The sequence below is a fragment of the Alishewanella sp. HL-SH06 genome (genome assembly GCF_052656265.1).
The window spans coordinates 3,047,741-3,064,307 of sequence record NZ_CP199752.1; the positions used below are offsets into that span (position 1 = coordinate 3,047,741).

Consider the following 16,567-nt stretch of genomic DNA (forward strand, 5'->3'; position numbering starts at 1 on the left):
CCAACAGGAGCAATGGCCCCCGTTTGGGTGGTAGTAGTTGACGCGCTAATGGCAACATCACTATCAAAAATAGTAATTTTGCGAATCAGGCGACGATTGGTTGAGATCGATTTTCGCAGGCATTAAGTCCAGTGCTTCAGCAATCGGGCGAACCCGCTCTAAATCACTGCCTAGCAACCGCAATACATCTTTTTCCAACTTCAGTTGGTCGGATACTTCTATCCCTTCAGGACTCGCTACTGTGAGCGAACACAGTGGTGGTAATTGACGCTTAAAGGCCAGTAACAGCAACAATGGCCACGGGCCATCATCAGTGTTAACAATGCCAGCGCCTTCACCTGACACCATGCTGATTTGATTGGTACTAGGTAATGCGCTTTTGCAAAACCCTAATGACCATTCTCCAATCCTGACCTGGTTATCATCAATAACAGCCAAGCCATAAGCCTCAAGCAGCTTTGCCATATCGAACAACGCTTTTTGCGCCAGCGAGATTTGGCCATTGACGTCCTTGCGAGTACGAAACTCCCAACTGACGTTATTGGCGCACGCGACACTATCAAGCGCATTTGAGAGTTCAAATGGCCGCCCTTGATGATCAATGCCGACGTGTCCAACAAATCGATAACCCTTGTTGATTTTCTCATTGATTCGTCGGTCTGCTTCTGCGTTAGGATCAGTCGAGTCAATCAATCGCTGCTGCGACAATTGACCAGCTTTTCCAAACCGAACTTCAACCTCCTGGTTATCTGATCCAACGTAAATGGCCCATTCTTTGGCTGTCCCATCAGAATGACTGTAACGGTAAAGAGCAAAGCACTTTTCCATCATCAATCCTCCCAGTGGTCACCGAAGACATCAGCGGCAATACGGTGAATGGCTTCACGTTGCTCCAACTCAGCACGAGCCGTCAAAGACCGAACCAGTGCATACTCCACTGCGTTAGGAGCGCCTTTAAAAGCAAGTGTTAGCTTTGCCCAGCGCACCAAGGTCCGAGTGGACATGGTGATACTAAGCTCAGCACCGCCATCCGCGCCCCCAATAAAAAGACGGCGAATGTCACCAGCCACTTTCACCATTTTTTGGCGGAAGACTTCTGGTAAGCCCGGCGCAACGTTCTCCAGAATGGCTTCCTCTACAGAAGGCTCTGCATAGGCCGCTTCGATGATTCTAAAGCGATCAAGAAAAGCCAAATTCTGTTGAAGCACACCTTGATACAAGCCCGTCTGGTCACCGCTGCCCGCACTGTTGCCGGTTGCGATAAAACGAAACTTGTTATGTGGCATGATGATCTCACCGCCATTTTGTGCGATGACCAACGGGGCACCTTCCAAAATGTCATTGAGCCCAGCCAGTTCAGCGGGCTCAGCAAGATCCATTTCATTAATGATCAGCAAATGGCCATGCTTTACAGCCAGTGCCAGCGGTCCATACACAAAGGTCATGTTGCCATTAACCAGCGTGTGGTGACCGATAAGATCGGACAACTCCAATCGACCGTGCGCAGTAATTTGCTGAACAGGCCAATTCAATCGAGAAGCAACTTGGCAAATTAGCGAGGTCTTACCGCATCCAGTGGGGCCTGTAATATACAAACCGTCACCGTCTGGGTTAGACAAAAACGCCAATACGTCACGTAAGTCTTCTTTTCTAAAAACATACTCGTCCTTGCGAACGGGAATGTTTGGATGGGTAGTGTCGGCACTAAATCCTTCCAGAACGAAAGCATCAGGAGCCGGGACATTAAACGCTTGATTCACTTGAACCAAAAATGGGGATTGTTCAGTCATGGTAAACCTCATCAGTTTTGACGAGGCCCCATGCCCCAACAGGGAATGAAGTCCCCGTCGGGTGGTGTGTTGATTGTGGTATGGCTGTGTATGTAAGAGTTCAGCTCGCTCTATCATTCGTATCCAGCATTGGCTACGAGTGAAACTGCTTTCTGATGCACTCGATGTAAGTGCATGAGAAAGGAGCCGAAATCGGCTCCAAGTGAACGTTAAAAATAAAATGAGCTCGGCGAGTCACCTGGCAGAACCAAGTTCTCTTGCTCAAGGCTGATTTTGATTGGTGTTTCAACGGGCTGATCTGGCTTATTGGTGCTGATGCGCAACCGCTCTTGTGGCGCTTTTCGGTAAGCGGCTAAAACCTGTTCGTCCAGCTCGCCTAATTTATCGGCGGCCAATTGCTTATAGTCCACCGTACCCGCCATCATGTAGCGGCTGAGTTTGACCCCTGCATAATCCGCATGAGCGTAGTTACCCATCATGGCGACCAATTTTGACTGAGCGTCTCGCATTTCCTCTTTCAAAGATTTAATGTGATTTTCCAGTCGGACAACTTCAGCATGTGCTGAGCAATACTGTCGAGACAGCGATGTCCAACGGTATTGGGCTTCACCCTTAGGAACAAAACAATCTTGCTCTGGGCATTTTGACGGTTCTTTTTTGGTCTGTACTAACTCCCAAAACTGAAGCGCTGTTTCTTGCAACTCAGTTAAGAACGCCGCGTCTCGTTGTATTTCAAACTCAATCAGTTGATCCTCAAAATAGAATACCAACCAACCACGCGTACTATTGGCGACCAGTATTTGATGCTGTACTTGTACCCAATACAACTGGTACGCCTCGCTTTGTTCTCGGTGAGCTTGCACATCCTCAAAAACTGACTGGCAAGGACATTTCAGTTCAACGGGTTCGCCCGCATCGTTGATGCCATCAAAGCTGGCTCGAAAGATTGCGTTATGATCGGCTTCTGCACATAACGGCAGAAGAAAGTCATTATGCGCATTCTCAAATGCTCGCCTTGCTTGAGGCTCCAACCGTATACCGCGAAGCACATTTGGATTATTCGACAGGTCTTCCGGTAATACGAATCCGGTTTTTTCTGCCCATAATCGCCAAGGTGTTTTGTAGGGTGAACGCCCCATAATAATTGGGGCTTCAGATGCCGTAACCCCTGCAATGCGCCACTGGTGCCATGCAGGAGTACGTTGTGATAGGTCGATAACCTTCATATTGTCTCCTTTGAGGGGGAGACTCCCCCGAAGGAGAGAACTCCCCTTCAGGGTTAAGTGGTTACTTTGCAGCTTGTGCTAACGCTGTTTGGTGCTGAACAACACTTGCTTGAACCGAATCAATTGCCGCTTTACCGGCTTGAATCGAACCTACGACAAGGGCAACAACCAATACCAAGCGAAAAAGTGAGGCTGATTTAGTCATGGAAGATCTCCAAAAAAAAGACGAGACCTTCCCCCTGACGGGAGAATAATCCCGCCAGGGTTAGTAAAATGAATGCGTGGCGCTAAGAAGCTAAAGGCTGTGTGAGCGCTTTGGCTGCTTGTTGTTGTGCATTAAATATTTCTTGTTTCGCAAACGTCAGTTCAACACCCTGAAAATGTTCATTGGCATATTCCAATGCACTATTCCAAGCGTTTGAAGCTTCCGCCCGCTCGATAAGCTTGTAAACAAGCCCTCGGGTTCGATCATCAACTTGCTCGGGTGGAATCACTGATGGCTCAACAACGTGTGTTGCTTGGCCTTCGATAATTCGCTCCGCTTCGTCTTGATCGAAAATTCCCACAAAGCCAAACGCAATGCGGGAACACTGGATCATGGATTTATGTCTTAGCATTCGCTTAGTGTGCGTCTGCCATGGACCATCTACACGGTAAGGGCCATTTTTGCCGTTACCTTCAAAAGGCGGTCGATAGACTTCATCCAGATACTCAGTGATTTTGACTGGGTGCGAACGGTCGCGCCGATAGATGATGCATTCCATCCATTCAGGGCATTCTTTCGCGCCATCCAGTGAGACTTTGTTTTCTGAAGTCTTAAACTCCATGCCATCAAACTGGTCGTGTTGATTGATGATGCGAGACCATCCATCGACACCTACCACTGGAATAATTCCAGCTTGCTTATCAGGGAACGCAAAAATCTCTTTGGTGAAAGGGTTCAAGCCGTACTGATCTGCAACCACCAAGAGCGCCATCATCTGCTCATTGGTCGGTGCACTACCGTCACGTTGCTTGAATGCTGTTGCTTTTAGGGTATCGAACAGTTTGTTTGGATCGACACTAAAGCGCTCAGCAAAGCGTTGGATTAGCTTTGGTTTTTCCATTGTGGACTCCGACAATCAAAGTGGGAGTCTGACCCTGACGGGAAAGTACTCCCGGCTGGGTTAAAGCGTTTTTGCTCGGTTAAAAATATGGTTCAGGATAAGTTTGTGCCCAATTAGTTTGGGAGCCCGCATCATCCGTCGCTGATGGCTCAGATGCTTTGTTCACACTATCAAGAAGCAGAAACTCGTCCGCGTCCACTTCGGTCAATCGATGCTTAATCCCATCTTTCTCCCATGAGCGCGTGCGCTGAGGACCTTGAACAAAAAGCTTCGCTCCTTTTTGGATTAAATCTTTTGCTCTTAGCCCTAACTTAAATCCACCACGGTCTCGAAAAACGACCCGATGCCATTCCGTATGCTCTTTGAGCTCATTGGATTGACGGTCGCGCCATTTCTCAGAAGTGGCCAGTGAAATGCTGGTCACTAAATCACCTGATGGATAGGCTCGTGTCTCTGGCTCAGAGCCAACGTAGCCTATGAGTGTTACTTGGTTTTTCATAATGTTCTCCTCGTCTTAGTTGAACTCTGTGCACACAGTCGTTTCTGCCCGGCTGGGCAAAGATGACTGACGGCGCAGATAGGTTGGTATGTCGAGTAAAGCCATGTCGTACTGATGTGGCTCTTTGTAAAACGCAGATGTCAAACGGGGCATACCAGGAGCTTTAGGCACTGCCATTGGACGACGTTTTGGTGTTGGTGTGAGCAATCGCTTGATTTGAGTAAGTACAAATCGAAACGGGCGCACGCTTTGACGAGCAAGCAATCGCAAAAGCGACCAGCTCAGTTTTGCAAGCAACATAATGCCTGCGATTTGGATAATAAATCCGAAGATATATTCCATTGGTGACTCCTTAATTTGGTTGTGAAGGAGTCACCCCCAACTGGGGAAAACTCCCCCAGTTGGGTGGTGAAAAGGCGAACCGTAAGGAACGCATGGTTGAGCATGTAAAAACATGCAGGCTATTTGTTTAGGGAGGCTAGCTACCTCTTAGTACCACTGAGAATACTCAGCGGCGGGCTTCCTTTGAGCTCATGCTCTCAGGCGCAGATATCACTGAAACAGATCAGCAATATTTGAAAGTCAGTGTAACCGTCTTATCCAGACAGGATAGTCAGAAAGATGCTCAATTCTTCCACCTAGCTGAAAGGCCATTACCGCACAGAGGATTAGGCTAGGGACTGATTTTTGTCATATCAGGAGCAAACTTATGGCCCAAGCAAAACCCAATTACTCAAAACCCATCTTTGAACAATCATTCACAATTAACAGCTTACAGGCGCAACGTGTCGTTGACCGTGTTTTTAGACGGACGGTCAGTGCGCTTTACGGAATCGATGTCATCCTGCGCATCATTGGCGATGAGAACGAAATTGATGAAGTGGAACAGATCATTAGCCAATTGATCGAGGATTGCGCTAAAGCGGTAGACAACGAACAAGCTCGTTTGGACAAACTGATGGAGTCCAACGGTATCGATGAAGTACCTGACTACACCGACCCGATTACCTTCAACGCCAAAATCAGCTCGCCTCAGGTTGGCCAGTTTGTCGGATTAGTTCGCAAACTCGATGCGTTGATGCTCTCAATGGACACACTCTGGTTGTCTAGCGTGCTTAGCAACAAGCAACGTGTTGATGGCAACTACGCATGGCAACAGCGCATCATCAAACTGGCTCGACGCATAATTGATATCGAAATTCGAGCACGAAAATCAGCCCAAGCTAAGGGTAAAGAAGCAGAAGTTGAGCAAGCGGTGCCTTCAACCGATGACGATATCACTGAAGAGGAAACAGATAACCCCGCCAACTAGCCAACTAGGCTCCCATCAACCAGCCCCTCTCGAAGGGGCTCTTCTAAATTGCAGTTGTGAACTTTGTAAAACAGTTTTGGACATTTTTGAGTCAGCCGAGAGCGCATTGAAACGTTGATAAAGCAATCATTGCTCAGAAATTCTGTTTTTTAACAAGACTGATATTTAATCAATAAACTCCATATACTTAGCCCTCAGCTAAACCTACTAGGAGTATATTTGTGAAACACTGGTTATTCTTGACAATAGCAATACTTGGTGAAGTGATTGCAACCACTACATTGAAATCAACCGATGGTTTTACAAAGTTGATTCCTTCATTCGTTGTTTGCTTAGGTTATGGTATTTCTTTCTATTTTCTATCGTTATCCCTTAAATCTATACCAGTTGGCATCGCTTATGCTGTATGGGCGGGCTTGGGCGTGGCCATTGTTACTGGCATTGCTTGGCTTGTATATGGACAGAAAATGGATACATGGGGGTGGATTGGAATTGGATTAATCGTATGTGGTGTTGCTGTACTTAATCTACTATCTAAAACCAGCGCTCATTGAACGAATGACAAAGTGATAGGATTGAGTGAGTCAAAATCTTAATCAATGGCTTAACTTTGCCCCGTAGCTAACACAAAAAAGGGCAAAAGCGCGTTAGCTGAAATTGTTCGATCTGTGATCACAAAGTGCAAAAATGGTTACTTTAAAGCGTAAAATCGCATTAAAGTAACCAAAATGGAACATTATTGTCGCTGCTATTTTAGAAGGACGAGCTCAATTATTCCCCGAAATTTCTTCCGTCGCCTCCTGACGCAGTTTCTGTGCATCCATTCCGTTTAGCCGTTCAATGGCTCTATCTGCGGCACTTTGACGGTTCCCATCAACGTTTAGCGTACTTCCTGAGCCTGTGAGTCGTTCCAGATCCAGTGACGGTATTTCGGGTAGGTTGCCCGTGATCGACAAGATACCTATCCATTCATCCAAATTGACTTGGCTCCAATCTACCTGGTTTAACTGACTCGCGGTCAAACCTTCACAGTTTGGTGACTTCGCACTGCCCCAGCCAAGGCCTAATTGCGGACGTACTTGTTCTTGAATGATCCGTGAAAGTGGCGAAGTAAAGCAGCAATATGACTGCCGTTTTTCAACACAGGCACCTAAGAACTTGGACTTGCAGTAAGAGCCCACGTAATGGCAACTCTTCAATACCCGCTTGGCGTTCATCTCAAACTCACTCTGCTCACATTTCCAGATAAGCTGAATGAGGATCATGGTGACTGAATAAATCATGTAGGCCGTCATAACCGTACTCAGAACTGCGCCCGCTGCGCCTCCCAGTGCAAAGTTACCACCCGAAACGACACCATCGGCTCCAACCGCGCCACCAACGTTACTAAACAGTGCCGATTGCGCCCCCGAACCAAAGGTCGTACCTACCCATTCAGCCGTCTTATTGGTCAACACCTGCATGAAGCCAGTCGCAGCTTGCTCCGCTCCCGCGCCAGCAGCCGTTGATGGCCCAGCTCCCATGAGAGAGTCCCATGCTGACACAAAAGGCTCTTTGACCGCACTCCAAGTGCTCGTGATTGGCTCCCTGAGCGTATTCCAAGAACCATAGATTGCCGAAGACGGATTCATGGCCATGACTGCCGTATCAAGCTTGTTAACCGCCACTATCATCGTGATGTAGTCCGATAACGACACGCCGCTTGGCTTTTCACAGCAATCCACTATGCCGCCAACGGCTTTTTTGCACTGGCCAGCATTACCTTTAAAAACCGTACACTCGACGTTATCTTGGCCATCAGCTCCCGTACATGACATATCATTGGTCATAAACTGCGCCGCATTAAGCATCGCAGCGGCTTCTGCAAAGTTAGCCTGCTTGATTGACTCTGGCTCTAAACAATCTGTGCCCATACAGCGAACTGGCCCCTCACAGTTGTATTGAGTTTCCATTCGTGCATTTTGCACTTCTACGCTTTGTCCGCAGTCATACACCAAACTTTGGATATAGCAGAAGCCTTCATGACCAGCCCCGCCTTCAGTGCATTCGGTTCTGACATATTGGCAAGCCAGATTTTGCTCTAGCGCGGCACACGTATTGGTGGTCGTGTTTTGTCCGTTATTGACGATAGTTTGAGTATTACCATTGGCATCTACCCAGCTATCTGAGCTGCCCATGTTGAACTCAGGATGAGCAGTCGAAGCATTGTAGGTCGCTCTTGCCCTCCAGCATGAGAGTCCCAGTCCATCAGAACTGCCGCGACTGGTTAAATGAGCAGGAGACGAAACAACCGCAGGATAAAGGCTTCCAAGATTAGCCAACTCGCCACTACCAACCGTTAACCCGTCGATTCGTTTTGTGCCCGTATCCAAACACTGCCACTGCACCGCAGTAAACTGATCCGTTTGCATCAAGCATTGCTCTATGCCCGGATCACTTGATTGATGAACAATGTCTTGCTCTAAGTACTTGCCAGAGAAGGTCAATGAAGCGCTCAGTTTCGCAGGAACCAAACACTTCTGAACTTCTCGGCTGCAAGTGTCGAAATCGACTTTGTACCAGCCGGATTCGCATCTGGAACGAGTGACTTCCTGAGGTTCATGCCACGAAATAATCGACCCATTAACGACCTTGCACAATGAGCCAACCAAGGTTCCTTTTGGACAGGTCATTTCAGGGTACTTAATGGACGGTTTCGTCTCTGTGACCGCTTCTTTATTGCCCGTCAGTGAGAGTGTCGTTTTCCAACCATTTGCCTTTGACGGCGACTCGGTGATTTTTATCTCAGTATTTTGATTATCAAAAATCCTCAGTGTCGCGTTTCCAGTTTGCATAGTACTGCTGTGCTGTGGAACAAAGCTGAGCGTTTCAGAGCTAAAGCAACCGCGCTCAATGTACAAGCTTTGTTGATGTGTTTCGGCGGATACACGTCGCTCTAACTGACACTGAGTAAGCGTGCTGATCTTTTCGCACACCTGGTAATCCGGTACATGCTTGGTTTCAGTAAATGGCGTAATAGTCTGAGTAGGCTCACAGGCCTCAAAACTACTTGGCATAAGGTTGGATACCACACACTTTGGATCGCTGGTTTGCAATCCACAGTCATAGGTATCGGTAAAACGAATGCATTCACCTTTATCATTGGTTTCGGCACATTCTGACGACATGAATCCACAGGAAGGATTCGCTTCAAGCACTTGGCAGGCCTGATTTTCAATCCCCTTATAGCTTTCGTCATCCACACTGACTTGTATACGCCGACACAAAGGCGATATGCCCGCCACAGGGCTTGGGGCAAAGTAGGATTCACAAACTGAAACACCATTGACCACCGTACATCCGTTGGTTGAAGACGGCTGATCCGTGCATTGAATGCTGTAGTCTGAAAACTTCGTCGGGATATCCGCTGCTTGTTCGATACAGGATTGTGGCGACCAACTATCATTCATCACCACCTTGGTTGGATCAAAGCGCACCTTGATGCGTGCATACCCCTCACCACTACCAGTGACCGATACGCGAATTTTTACCGGCACTTCTAAACCTGGTTCTACCGCTTTTAGCTTAGCAGTGAGATCGGTATTTGGATTGCGCTCCCAACTGGTACTGAGCTCGCAGCGGCCAGCCGTTTCTGGTGGAAAGTTATTGTTCGGCCCAGACCAGACTTTCTGATCGCCAAGCCAAACTTGCATGTAGTCATCCCATTTGGCGTACTCAAGAACGGCTGAGGTAATCGCATCGGGGTTCACGACTTTGAGTGTGATGGCCTGTTCAAACACTTTACAACGGCCACTCCAGTAGTTGTCGCCAATTCGTCCAATCCAAACTTCAAGACATCCCTCACCACAAGAGCGAAGGTTCATTGGTCCTGAAACATGCTCAATAATGCCTGCCGTGTAATCGTGAGTAATAGTGCAGCTGTTAACCGCTGTATTGAGTCTGTCACATTGCTGGTAGTTTGGGCTTCCTTCACCTTGAGACTCACAACCTGGGAAGCTTTGCGTCAATAGATTAGGGTCAGTTTGAACCGCATCAGTTAATGCCCAAAGGGGATCATTGACCATATCTGGCCGAGACCTGTCTTTGATTTGTTGTAGCGAACGAAATGCCTCACCCGTAGCGCCACTTTCGGATGCCATGCTCTCTTGGCGCTGCGTCCCCAATTGATTCATGCTGGCATCAGAGCCATAAACGCCCGTTAAGACATCCAATGAGCCCTGATCCATACCAGGGAAAAGCTCTTGCAAGTTAATGGACTCATTACCACTGCCATGCGGCACCGACAATGTATTGCCATTGAGTGCGGGCATCGTCCAGTTTTGCAGCAATTGCTTACCTTCTTGTTGTCCGCTTAGGCCGGATTGGCGCTGCACATCAGCGGCCACACCATGTAAGGGCAAGCACGCCATAGTGATAGATAAAATACCCGCTAACACTCGGGTAAAAAATGTTGGTTTCATAGTTAACCTCCCGAGTTACAGCAGTCTTGCCAGCGCCACAAAATGTAGAGCGCATCTTCTCCGGCACCGGGGATCGTTCGCCACTCTCCCCATTTCATGGTACTTTCACCGATGACATGCGCACTTTCAGTTTCTGGTACAGGGAAGAACATACTCATCTTGTATTGGGATTTCGGCAGCATGGGTTCGATAACAGGTCGGCATAGCGCACTATTTCCCATTGTTCGCCTTGCAAGACCACGCCGGTGTTGAGCTGCGATTGCACGTGCCGCTAAATGGCTGGTGTTTTCTGCTAATGAGCCAAAGGCTAAGGTATGGCCAGATAACGGATAGAGATGCCCCCAACTGCCAGCACACCAAAACAACTGGTCGATGGGTTTACCAAGCGTTGATGAGGCAGCGTCAGCGGTACAAGCAGATATAGCCAATGGATTGGCAACGGCAGCCGCTTCAGGCTGAGTAAAAAAAGCCAGTTCATCGTTCAGCCATGTTGGGTCCAATTCCGACAAATACATCAAGTCAAAGTCCATGTAACCATCGGCATTGCAATTGCCATCCATGAACAAATCGAGCATGACCAAAAGCGGAAAGGCGTAATAATGGTAATGGTAGAAAGCGAGATCACCGGTGTCGTATTCACCTTCGCCATGACCACCTTGCAGTCTCCTATCACCTAACGGTAAACGAATCCCTCCCAGGGAAGGCGAACAACCTGGCGTTCTGACCAGTTCAATTAAACGCGCTGGCTCCCACATGCTGGTAACAATACCTGGCCTTGGCACGCCTAAGTTATCTTCACATAAGCAAAATGACTTGTTTGATGCGCCGCTTGGGACACTACCAGAGCCAAGAGGAAGACCCGCAACTCGGATAGGAAAAATGCATGACCAGCAAACATCCGTCAGCAACTTACCCGACAATAAACCCGCGTCTGGGCAGGTCAGTTCGGCTTTTGCAGGAATAGATGCGCCAAGGACAAACATGACAACGAGAGTCCGCAACAGACGATACGTATTATTGAGCTTTTTCATGAACAAGCTCCTTTGCTGGAATTTCTTCTATTTCAAACGCGAGCCCCTTTGCTTGAACAAACGATGGGGTGACTTGCAGATCAAAGCGCTGCTTTAGCGAGGCATTGAGAAGGTAAAGCGGACTATCCAATGTCTTTTCGAGCGCATTGAGGCGATTCCAGCCTTGGGCACGGTCGAGCTGCGTGGTGATAAGCGTAATGCGGCGCAGTGTCCTATCTTGCGTCTCAAGCCAATGCGCTACTGCGTCCACTTCTTCAGCGTTCGACGCATTAAACACCACAAGCTGCTGAGTGAACGGCAAGGCATTTAGCGGGTTAATACGCGTTCCTGCTGGGATCAATGTTCGGCCATTGGCATCCAATAGTGGCCGCTGCATGACGATGGTTGGATCAACCATTCTTATCCGATACTGCGTGGCTTTGGGTAACTCAGTAAATGTTTGGCGAGACCAGAAACGCTCAATGGCTTTTTTCTTTAACGCGCCCAAGTCAATCGACTGTAAACGGTGCATCGCTACTTGCATCAAATCCGGTTCTAAAATCGAATGAATAGGACCGCGTTGACCCAATGAACCGGTATTGCCTGTTTCAATTTGACGCTGCAACCAGTCCTTGCTGTAAACCCCTAGTGCACTTGCAGTCACCTTGTCATCTTTTATGCGGAAAATGGCAGGCACGCTAGTCACCCGCCAGTGCACAAAGGCTTTCGGATCGATTCGAACCTGAGGAACAGGATCAAGTCCCGCCATCAGGGTATGCCAATCACGGATAGCCGCCCCCAAGGTCTTTCCTTCAGGAATTCCCCGAAACAACACAATAGCGCCGGTAGCACTGGCCTCTTTAAATAGCTGCATCAGTGAGGAATCCCCCAGTGAGGACGACGCAAATATCAACCATTCATCGTTGTGTTTGAGCGACTTAGGTTGTTCAATCGGTGAAAAAGGCTCGATAAATTCAGATGAACCATCCACAGCACTTTGTAAAATGCTGCGGCTCATTTCGACGATCTTTTTGTCCTCGTCAGACAACGGATAAGGCTCTTGTGCCCAGGACACTTGACTAAAAGCCAATGGCGCAACCAACAAAAATAAGAGGCATAGTCTTCTCATCTTCCACCTCCTACCAAAGCGGCCAAGCGCGACCAACAATCTGCTCGCGCTTAACGGCATTCCAATAGCGGGAGTCGAAACTCGTAGCAGCCTCGCCGGAAAACCAATATTCGTTTTCTTGCAGCGTCAATGAGCGGCTAAATTGTGATTCCGCCGCACCAAGACGCTGGGCTAATGCCATGCCGGTAGAAACTTCAGCACCGTTCACCAGCACATGCTCAGGCGTCACATTGACTTCATCCCCAGGCATCCCTGTTAGGCGTTTCAGCATCCGAGTACCGTCGTTATATAACGGAGCGAGTCCTTTTGAGTGGAAGGCATACAAACCATCCTTAACGGGCTCTTTATTCCATAGGTCAATCAGATACACCGTGGTATCAGGCAGGCAGCGCTCTTGCTGGGTATCAATACCTATTCGGTAGCGCATCATGGCGTAGGTGCCTACCAAGGCCATGATTAACGCAAGAACAGTCAACCGGATGAGGTATGGCCGCCAAGGCATTCTTTTACGGAGTATCTGCATGAGACACCTCCTTTGAGCCTACTGGCACAAATACGGAATCATCAGCACCCACCACCGCTTGGGCATCCAGCACGATAAAACCGGCTGCTTTTAATTTTTCAATTTGCTGATTGGTCTGAAGCAACCTGGATTCGATGTCTTGTTCGCTGGCATTGGGGCCCAGTGACAACACCGCCTCCCCAAAATCCACGACTGCAATGGGCGTACTTAACGCCAACTGGCTGTGGATGGGTTCGAGTGTTTTCATTAAAAGCCAGCTGGTCATTAAACCGCTGCCTGCAATAGACAAAGTAATAGAGGCCATAAATGGCCAAAGCGTGGACTTATTCATAGCCTCGCTCCTTCAACAACTGAGAGATGGCATCAGCAACAGAAAGGCCTTTGCGCGTTAACTGCTTAATCGCGTTTACATCTTCTGCACGGGACGAGTACAACAGCTTGTGAAACGGATCGACGATGAGGCGGCCAATCCCGGTGCCCATCTCGGTAATAAAGAAAATTTCGGAATAGACACCCGTGACGGTATGAACCGTTTTTAGGTATTCGTAGCCGCCTTCACCTAATGGCAAACGGCCTTCTTTTTTGAGCGCGTTGATGGTTTCGGCTTTTTGACCAAGCAGGTACATATTGGCCGAGTTTTCAGCGATGGCTTTACCTGTAGGGCTGTCATACAAATCGTTGACCGACTGCGTTACCGTTACAGCGCTGCCGCCATATTTTCGAAATCGACGGTAACCCGTCTCGATGAACTTACCGACATCACCTTGAGTCAGCAGATCCCAGGCTTCGTCAATGAACACAATCTTGCGACGATCCCGCTCACCTAAGTACATCTCTTGTTGGATTTGGTAGATAAGCTGAAGCAACACCACTTGTTGTAGATGCTTACGCCCCTTGAGCTCTTCTAACTCCAGAACGGTGAATCGGTTTTTGAAGCGAATATTGTTGTGGCCATTAAAGAAGCGGCCATATTCGCCCTGTGTCGTAAACGGATAGAGCTGCTCACCCACGTCTTGCACACGACGGTCTTCATGATTTTTTAAGGCCTCTGCCACATCATCAACCAACATGGCACGACCTTTTTTCTCCCACAGTTCACGGGTCTGACGCTTTAGGTTGGCCATCTGAAAATCGGTTAATGACTGCGTAGGTGCGGCCATTGCGGCCAATAACCCAACCAACACATCCGCTTCTTCGTCATAGTCCTCAACGATTTCAAACGGATTCAAGCAAATGCCACTGTCCCGCCCGAACTGTAAGAACTCACCGTCATAGACTTCACACAGCTTTTCATAAGAGCGGCCAACATCAATCACCCAGCATTGCCCGCCTTCTGATAGGTAGGAGGAGATGATTTCGTTCACCAGGAAAGACTTGCCCGATCCCGATTGCGCCGCGATGCAACAGTTGTAATTACTGCCCGAGTCATAAAGGGACACACTCATGATCTGGCCATTACGGGAAACAAAGTTAATCACTGGCGTGCCCGTGCCTTTCCAATCCGCAAACAAAGGCAACAGAGGGATGACATGCCGTGTCGCCATGGTCTTGAATCGAAACAAGTCGTTCATCGCCTGGCGGTCAGCACCAAATGGCAAGGCATTCAGGAAAATGGGCAAACAGAAGTACTTGTCTTCCATCAGCTCAAATCCGAGCTCTTTGAAATAGGTTCGAGCATTTGAAACAGAGCTGATGGACGCCTCTTCCGTCGGGGAAAACAGCGTTAAGGTCATATTTGCCCGAATAGGACGATCACCTTCTTGCAAAGCTTCAAAAAGAACATCAAACCCCTTTTTCTTGGCTGCAAGCACCGGCACAAACTTGAGCATCGGGCCATAGGCCTGATTGACCGCCCATTGACGCTTCGTCTCTAAACGAGATCGCATCGCCTCAGCTGAGGGAAAGTGAATGGTGACATTTAGCAAAAAGCTGCCGCGTAAACCGCGACTGCCCGTCATCATATCGCCCGCAAAACTTGCGGCATGACCAAACCAGATCCGCTCAGGCAAGCGCTTAAACGATAAGGTTTTAACTCGGTAATCACCCAACATTAGACCTTGGCTATCCACCTTGATAGCTCGGTCATAATCCAACACTTGCTCTCGAAGTGGTTTATCAGCCTCACTGCGGATTGGTGATGGATTGCGCCAGGAAGCATCTTTTCCCCAGTTAAGCTGCGCACTTAATGCCGCGAGCCAGTTTCGGTCAGTCATCTCAGTAACGCGAAAACCAACCGTTGCCAGCGCTTGAGAGAAAGAAGCCCGAAGCGCGGATGCTCGACTCAACTCACGCTCCGTCGGTATAGGACTTTCCAAAGGCAATTTGCAGGTGACGATCAGTTGAAAGTTGCGTACCTGAGTCTGGGTCGATTCTTCTATCGGTTGAACCGTGCCCCCATCGAGAAAATCCGCACGTTTGCGTATCGACGCCCTAAGCAATGGATCGGATTGACGATGCCGTAAGCCCATCATGCGCTGAAGGTCGGTTTGAATATCAGGCGAGGCGTACAGGCCAAATTGCAGCAAAGTGTCTTTTGGCCAGTCGTTGTTGAGAAGAACATTAACCCTGTCTGCAACAGACTCATCACCACCCGGCAATGGGTCACATAGAAAACCAAAGCCAACACTCTGGTCTTCCATGAAAAACAGTTGCTCATCGTCTGAATAGGCCAATACTGGCAATAGCTCAGAAGCGCGTTGCCCTGAATACAGAGAGGCTTTCATTAACGCCCCTCCAACCAAGCAGAAAGATCATAAGGACGGCCTCGGCTGATGCGACCATCATTGGCGACGATGAAAGGCACACCTTGAATGCCCAGGATTTGAGCCGTCACCAAGGTACGCTGCATTGGTTCTAAGTTGCAGGCATCATCCTGTTCTAGGTTACCAATCCGGCCATTCAGCAATGCATCGGTGGCCGCTTTCTTGTCACGCGCACAGCCAAGCTGGCGAACCTGACGCTCTGAATCAGGACCAAGCACTGGCACAGGGAGTATTTGGAAGGTGTATTCTTTGGTTAGCGGTAAAGCTTGTTTCAAAAGCTCATGGCAGTGCGGGCATCGTGGGTCAACAAAGACCACCACTTTCTTTTTGCCTTCGCCTAAAGTCAGTGGGTTCAAATCATCCATTTTTAAGCCAAGACGACTTAAGTCCAGCGTGTTTCCCGCTTCTCGAATTTCTTCAAGGCTGGTAAGCGGCTTTTTGGACCAGGCATCATAGAGCGTGCCATCAATGACGAACCGGCCACTGTCTGACATGAAAACAATACGGCCATTGCTTTCGACCGCTTTCATACCCGTGACCGGCAAAGAAACCATGCCGTCAATTTTGCCAACGGGCGACACTTCAGACACAGGTTCAGCTTGAACCAATGGAGACAGCGCAAGCGCCAGAATAATTGGAGATAGTTTTCGCATGAGGAGTCCTCGTTAATGTAAATCGAGGCTCCAGTCTATGCAGTTGTCCTATGTGGACTCGGTTAGATAGATTGAAGAAATCGCAATCTAACTAGGG

The 16,567-nt window shown here is 48.6% G+C and carries 16 protein-coding genes; 2 read left to right on the forward strand and 14 right to left on the reverse strand.

Annotated features, from left to right (window positions below):
• Positions 1 to 63 precede the first annotated feature (63 nt).
• The 7 genes from ACUJFK_RS14160 to ACUJFK_RS14190 all read right to left on the reverse strand — a co-directional run bounded on the left by ACUJFK_RS14160 (position 64) and on the right by ACUJFK_RS14190 (position 4,963).
• Positions 64 to 828 (reverse strand): hypothetical protein, encoded by a 765-nt coding sequence (locus ACUJFK_RS14160; RefSeq protein WP_445426790.1) that lies wholly within the window; start codon positions 826 to 828, stop codon positions 64 to 66.
• Positions 829 to 830: 2 nt separating this feature from the next.
• Entirely contained in the window at positions 831 to 1,790 is a 960-nt protein-coding gene (locus ACUJFK_RS14165; RefSeq protein WP_445425270.1) for an AAA family ATPase, read from the reverse strand.
• A gap of 209 nt (positions 1,791 to 1,999) precedes the next feature.
• Positions 2,000 to 3,016: a YqaJ viral recombinase family nuclease gene (locus tag ACUJFK_RS14170; protein ID WP_269123563.1), complete on the reverse strand. Its 1,017-nt coding sequence runs from the start codon at positions 3,014 to 3,016 to the stop codon at positions 2,000 to 2,002.
• Positions 3,017 to 3,077: 61 nt separating this feature from the next.
• Positions 3,078 to 3,221, reverse strand: coding sequence for a hypothetical protein (locus ACUJFK_RS14175; RefSeq protein WP_000167275.1), 144 nt, complete (start codon positions 3,219 to 3,221; stop codon positions 3,078 to 3,080).
• An 82-nt stretch (positions 3,222 to 3,303) separates the two neighbouring features.
• Complete coding sequence (bet, locus tag ACUJFK_RS14180) at positions 3,304 to 4,122, reverse strand: phage recombination protein Bet (protein WP_000414662.1); 819 nt, start codon at positions 4,120 to 4,122, stop codon at positions 3,304 to 3,306.
• A gap of 79 nt (positions 4,123 to 4,201) precedes the next feature.
• Complete coding sequence (locus tag ACUJFK_RS14185; protein WP_171345814.1) at positions 4,202 to 4,621, reverse strand: single-stranded DNA-binding protein; 420 nt, start codon at positions 4,619 to 4,621, stop codon at positions 4,202 to 4,204.
• Between the two features lie 15 nt (positions 4,622 to 4,636).
• Positions 4,637 to 4,963, reverse strand: a complete 327-nt coding sequence (locus tag ACUJFK_RS14190; protein WP_008305491.1) for a hypothetical protein — start codon at positions 4,961 to 4,963, stop codon at positions 4,637 to 4,639.
• Positions 4,964 to 5,330: 367 nt separating this feature from the next.
• Here ACUJFK_RS14190 and ACUJFK_RS14195 point away from each other — a divergent pair, with 367 nt between their 5' ends.
• Positions 5,331 to 5,933 carry a hypothetical protein gene (locus ACUJFK_RS14195; protein WP_008305494.1) on the forward strand — a complete coding sequence of 201 codons (603 nt, stop codon included), beginning with the start codon at positions 5,331 to 5,333 and terminating at the stop codon, positions 5,931 to 5,933.
• 221 nt (positions 5,934 to 6,154) lie between these two features.
• On the forward strand, positions 6,155 to 6,487 hold the full coding sequence (locus tag ACUJFK_RS14200) for a DMT family transporter (RefSeq protein WP_008305497.1): 333 nt from the start codon (positions 6,155 to 6,157) through the stop codon (positions 6,485 to 6,487).
• A gap of 213 nt (positions 6,488 to 6,700) precedes the next feature.
• Here ACUJFK_RS14200 and traN read toward each other — a convergent pair whose 3' ends face one another.
• The 7 genes from traN to ACUJFK_RS14235 are packed head-to-tail and all read right to left on the reverse strand — an operon-like array spanning position 6,701 to position 16,470.
• Entirely contained in the window at positions 6,701 to 10,393 is a 3,693-nt protein-coding gene (traN, locus tag ACUJFK_RS14205; RefSeq protein WP_445425271.1) for a conjugal transfer protein TraN, read from the reverse strand.
• 2 nt (positions 10,394 to 10,395) lie between these two features.
• On the reverse strand, positions 10,396 to 11,376 hold the full coding sequence (locus ACUJFK_RS14210; protein WP_001944093.1) for a TraU family protein: 981 nt from the start codon (positions 11,374 to 11,376) through the stop codon (positions 10,396 to 10,398).
• A gap of 31 nt (positions 11,377 to 11,407) precedes the next feature.
• Positions 11,408 to 12,532, reverse strand: a complete 1,125-nt coding sequence (locus ACUJFK_RS14215) for a TrbC family F-type conjugative pilus assembly protein (protein WP_445425272.1) — start codon at positions 12,530 to 12,532, stop codon at positions 11,408 to 11,410.
• A gap of 10 nt (positions 12,533 to 12,542) precedes the next feature.
• The gene (locus ACUJFK_RS14220; RefSeq protein ID WP_004249367.1) at positions 12,543 to 13,055 is read right to left on the reverse strand and encodes a S26 family signal peptidase; all 513 of its coding nucleotides are present in this window, start codon (positions 13,053 to 13,055) and stop codon (positions 12,543 to 12,545) included.
• Entirely contained in the window at positions 13,039 to 13,386 is a 348-nt protein-coding gene (locus ACUJFK_RS14225) for a hypothetical protein (RefSeq protein WP_004249366.1), read from the reverse strand. Before ACUJFK_RS14225 ends, ACUJFK_RS14220 begins: the two co-directional genes overlap by 17 nt.
• Positions 13,379 to 15,778, reverse strand: coding sequence for a type IV secretion system protein TraC (traC, locus tag ACUJFK_RS14230; protein ID WP_024008831.1), 2,400 nt, complete (start codon positions 15,776 to 15,778; stop codon positions 13,379 to 13,381). Before traC ends, ACUJFK_RS14225 begins: the two co-directional genes overlap by 8 nt.
• A complete protein-coding gene (locus ACUJFK_RS14235; protein WP_001228924.1) occupies positions 15,778 to 16,470 on the reverse strand; it encodes a DsbC family protein in 693 nt (230 codons plus the stop codon). The genes traC and ACUJFK_RS14235 overlap by 1 nt, the downstream gene beginning before the upstream one ends.
• Positions 16,471 to 16,567: the final 97 nt, after the last annotated feature.

What these genes read in the sequence shown, in the direction of transcription:
- ACUJFK_RS14220 (WP_004249367.1), bottom strand. Translation starts at nt 13,055, where the DNA reads ATGCAGATACTCCGTAAAAGAATGCCTTGGCGGCCATACCTCATCCGG.
- ACUJFK_RS14190 (WP_008305491.1), bottom strand. Translation starts at nt 4,963, where the DNA reads ATGGAATATATCTTCGGATTTATTATCCAAATCGCAGGCATTATGTTG.
- ACUJFK_RS14195 (WP_008305494.1), top strand. Translation starts at nt 5,331, where the DNA reads ATGGCCCAAGCAAAACCCAATTACTCAAAACCCATCTTTGAACAATCA.
- ACUJFK_RS14175 (WP_000167275.1), bottom strand. Translation starts at nt 3,221, where the DNA reads ATGACTAAATCAGCCTCACTTTTTCGCTTGGTATTGGTTGTTGCCCTT.
- ACUJFK_RS14160 (WP_445426790.1), bottom strand. Translation starts at nt 828, where the DNA reads ATGGAAAAGTGCTTTGCTCTTTACCGTTACAGTCATTCTGATGGGACA.
- traN (WP_445425271.1), bottom strand. Translation starts at nt 10,393, where the DNA reads ATGAAACCAACATTTTTTACCCGAGTGTTAGCGGGTATTTTATCTATC.
- ACUJFK_RS14185 (WP_171345814.1), bottom strand. Translation starts at nt 4,621, where the DNA reads ATGAAAAACCAAGTAACACTCATAGGCTACGTTGGCTCTGAGCCAGAG.
- ACUJFK_RS14225 (WP_004249366.1), bottom strand. Translation starts at nt 13,386, where the DNA reads ATGAATAAGTCCACGCTTTGGCCATTTATGGCCTCTATTACTTTGTCT.
- ACUJFK_RS14235 (WP_001228924.1), bottom strand. Translation starts at nt 16,470, where the DNA reads ATGCGAAAACTATCTCCAATTATTCTGGCGCTTGCGCTGTCTCCATTG.
- ACUJFK_RS14165 (WP_445425270.1), bottom strand. Translation starts at nt 1,790, where the DNA reads ATGACTGAACAATCCCCATTTTTGGTTCAAGTGAATCAAGCGTTTAAT.
- ACUJFK_RS14170 (WP_269123563.1), bottom strand. Translation starts at nt 3,016, where the DNA reads ATGAAGGTTATCGACCTATCACAACGTACTCCTGCATGGCACCAGTGG.
- ACUJFK_RS14210 (WP_001944093.1), bottom strand. Translation starts at nt 11,376, where the DNA reads ATGTTTGTCCTTGGCGCATCTATTCCTGCAAAAGCCGAACTGACCTGC.
- bet (WP_000414662.1), bottom strand. Translation starts at nt 4,122, where the DNA reads ATGGAAAAACCAAAGCTAATCCAACGCTTTGCTGAGCGCTTTAGTGTC.
- ACUJFK_RS14215 (WP_445425272.1), bottom strand. Translation starts at nt 12,532, where the DNA reads ATGAGAAGACTATGCCTCTTATTTTTGTTGGTTGCGCCATTGGCTTTT.
- traC (WP_024008831.1), bottom strand. Translation starts at nt 15,778, where the DNA reads ATGAAAGCCTCTCTGTATTCAGGGCAACGCGCTTCTGAGCTATTGCCA.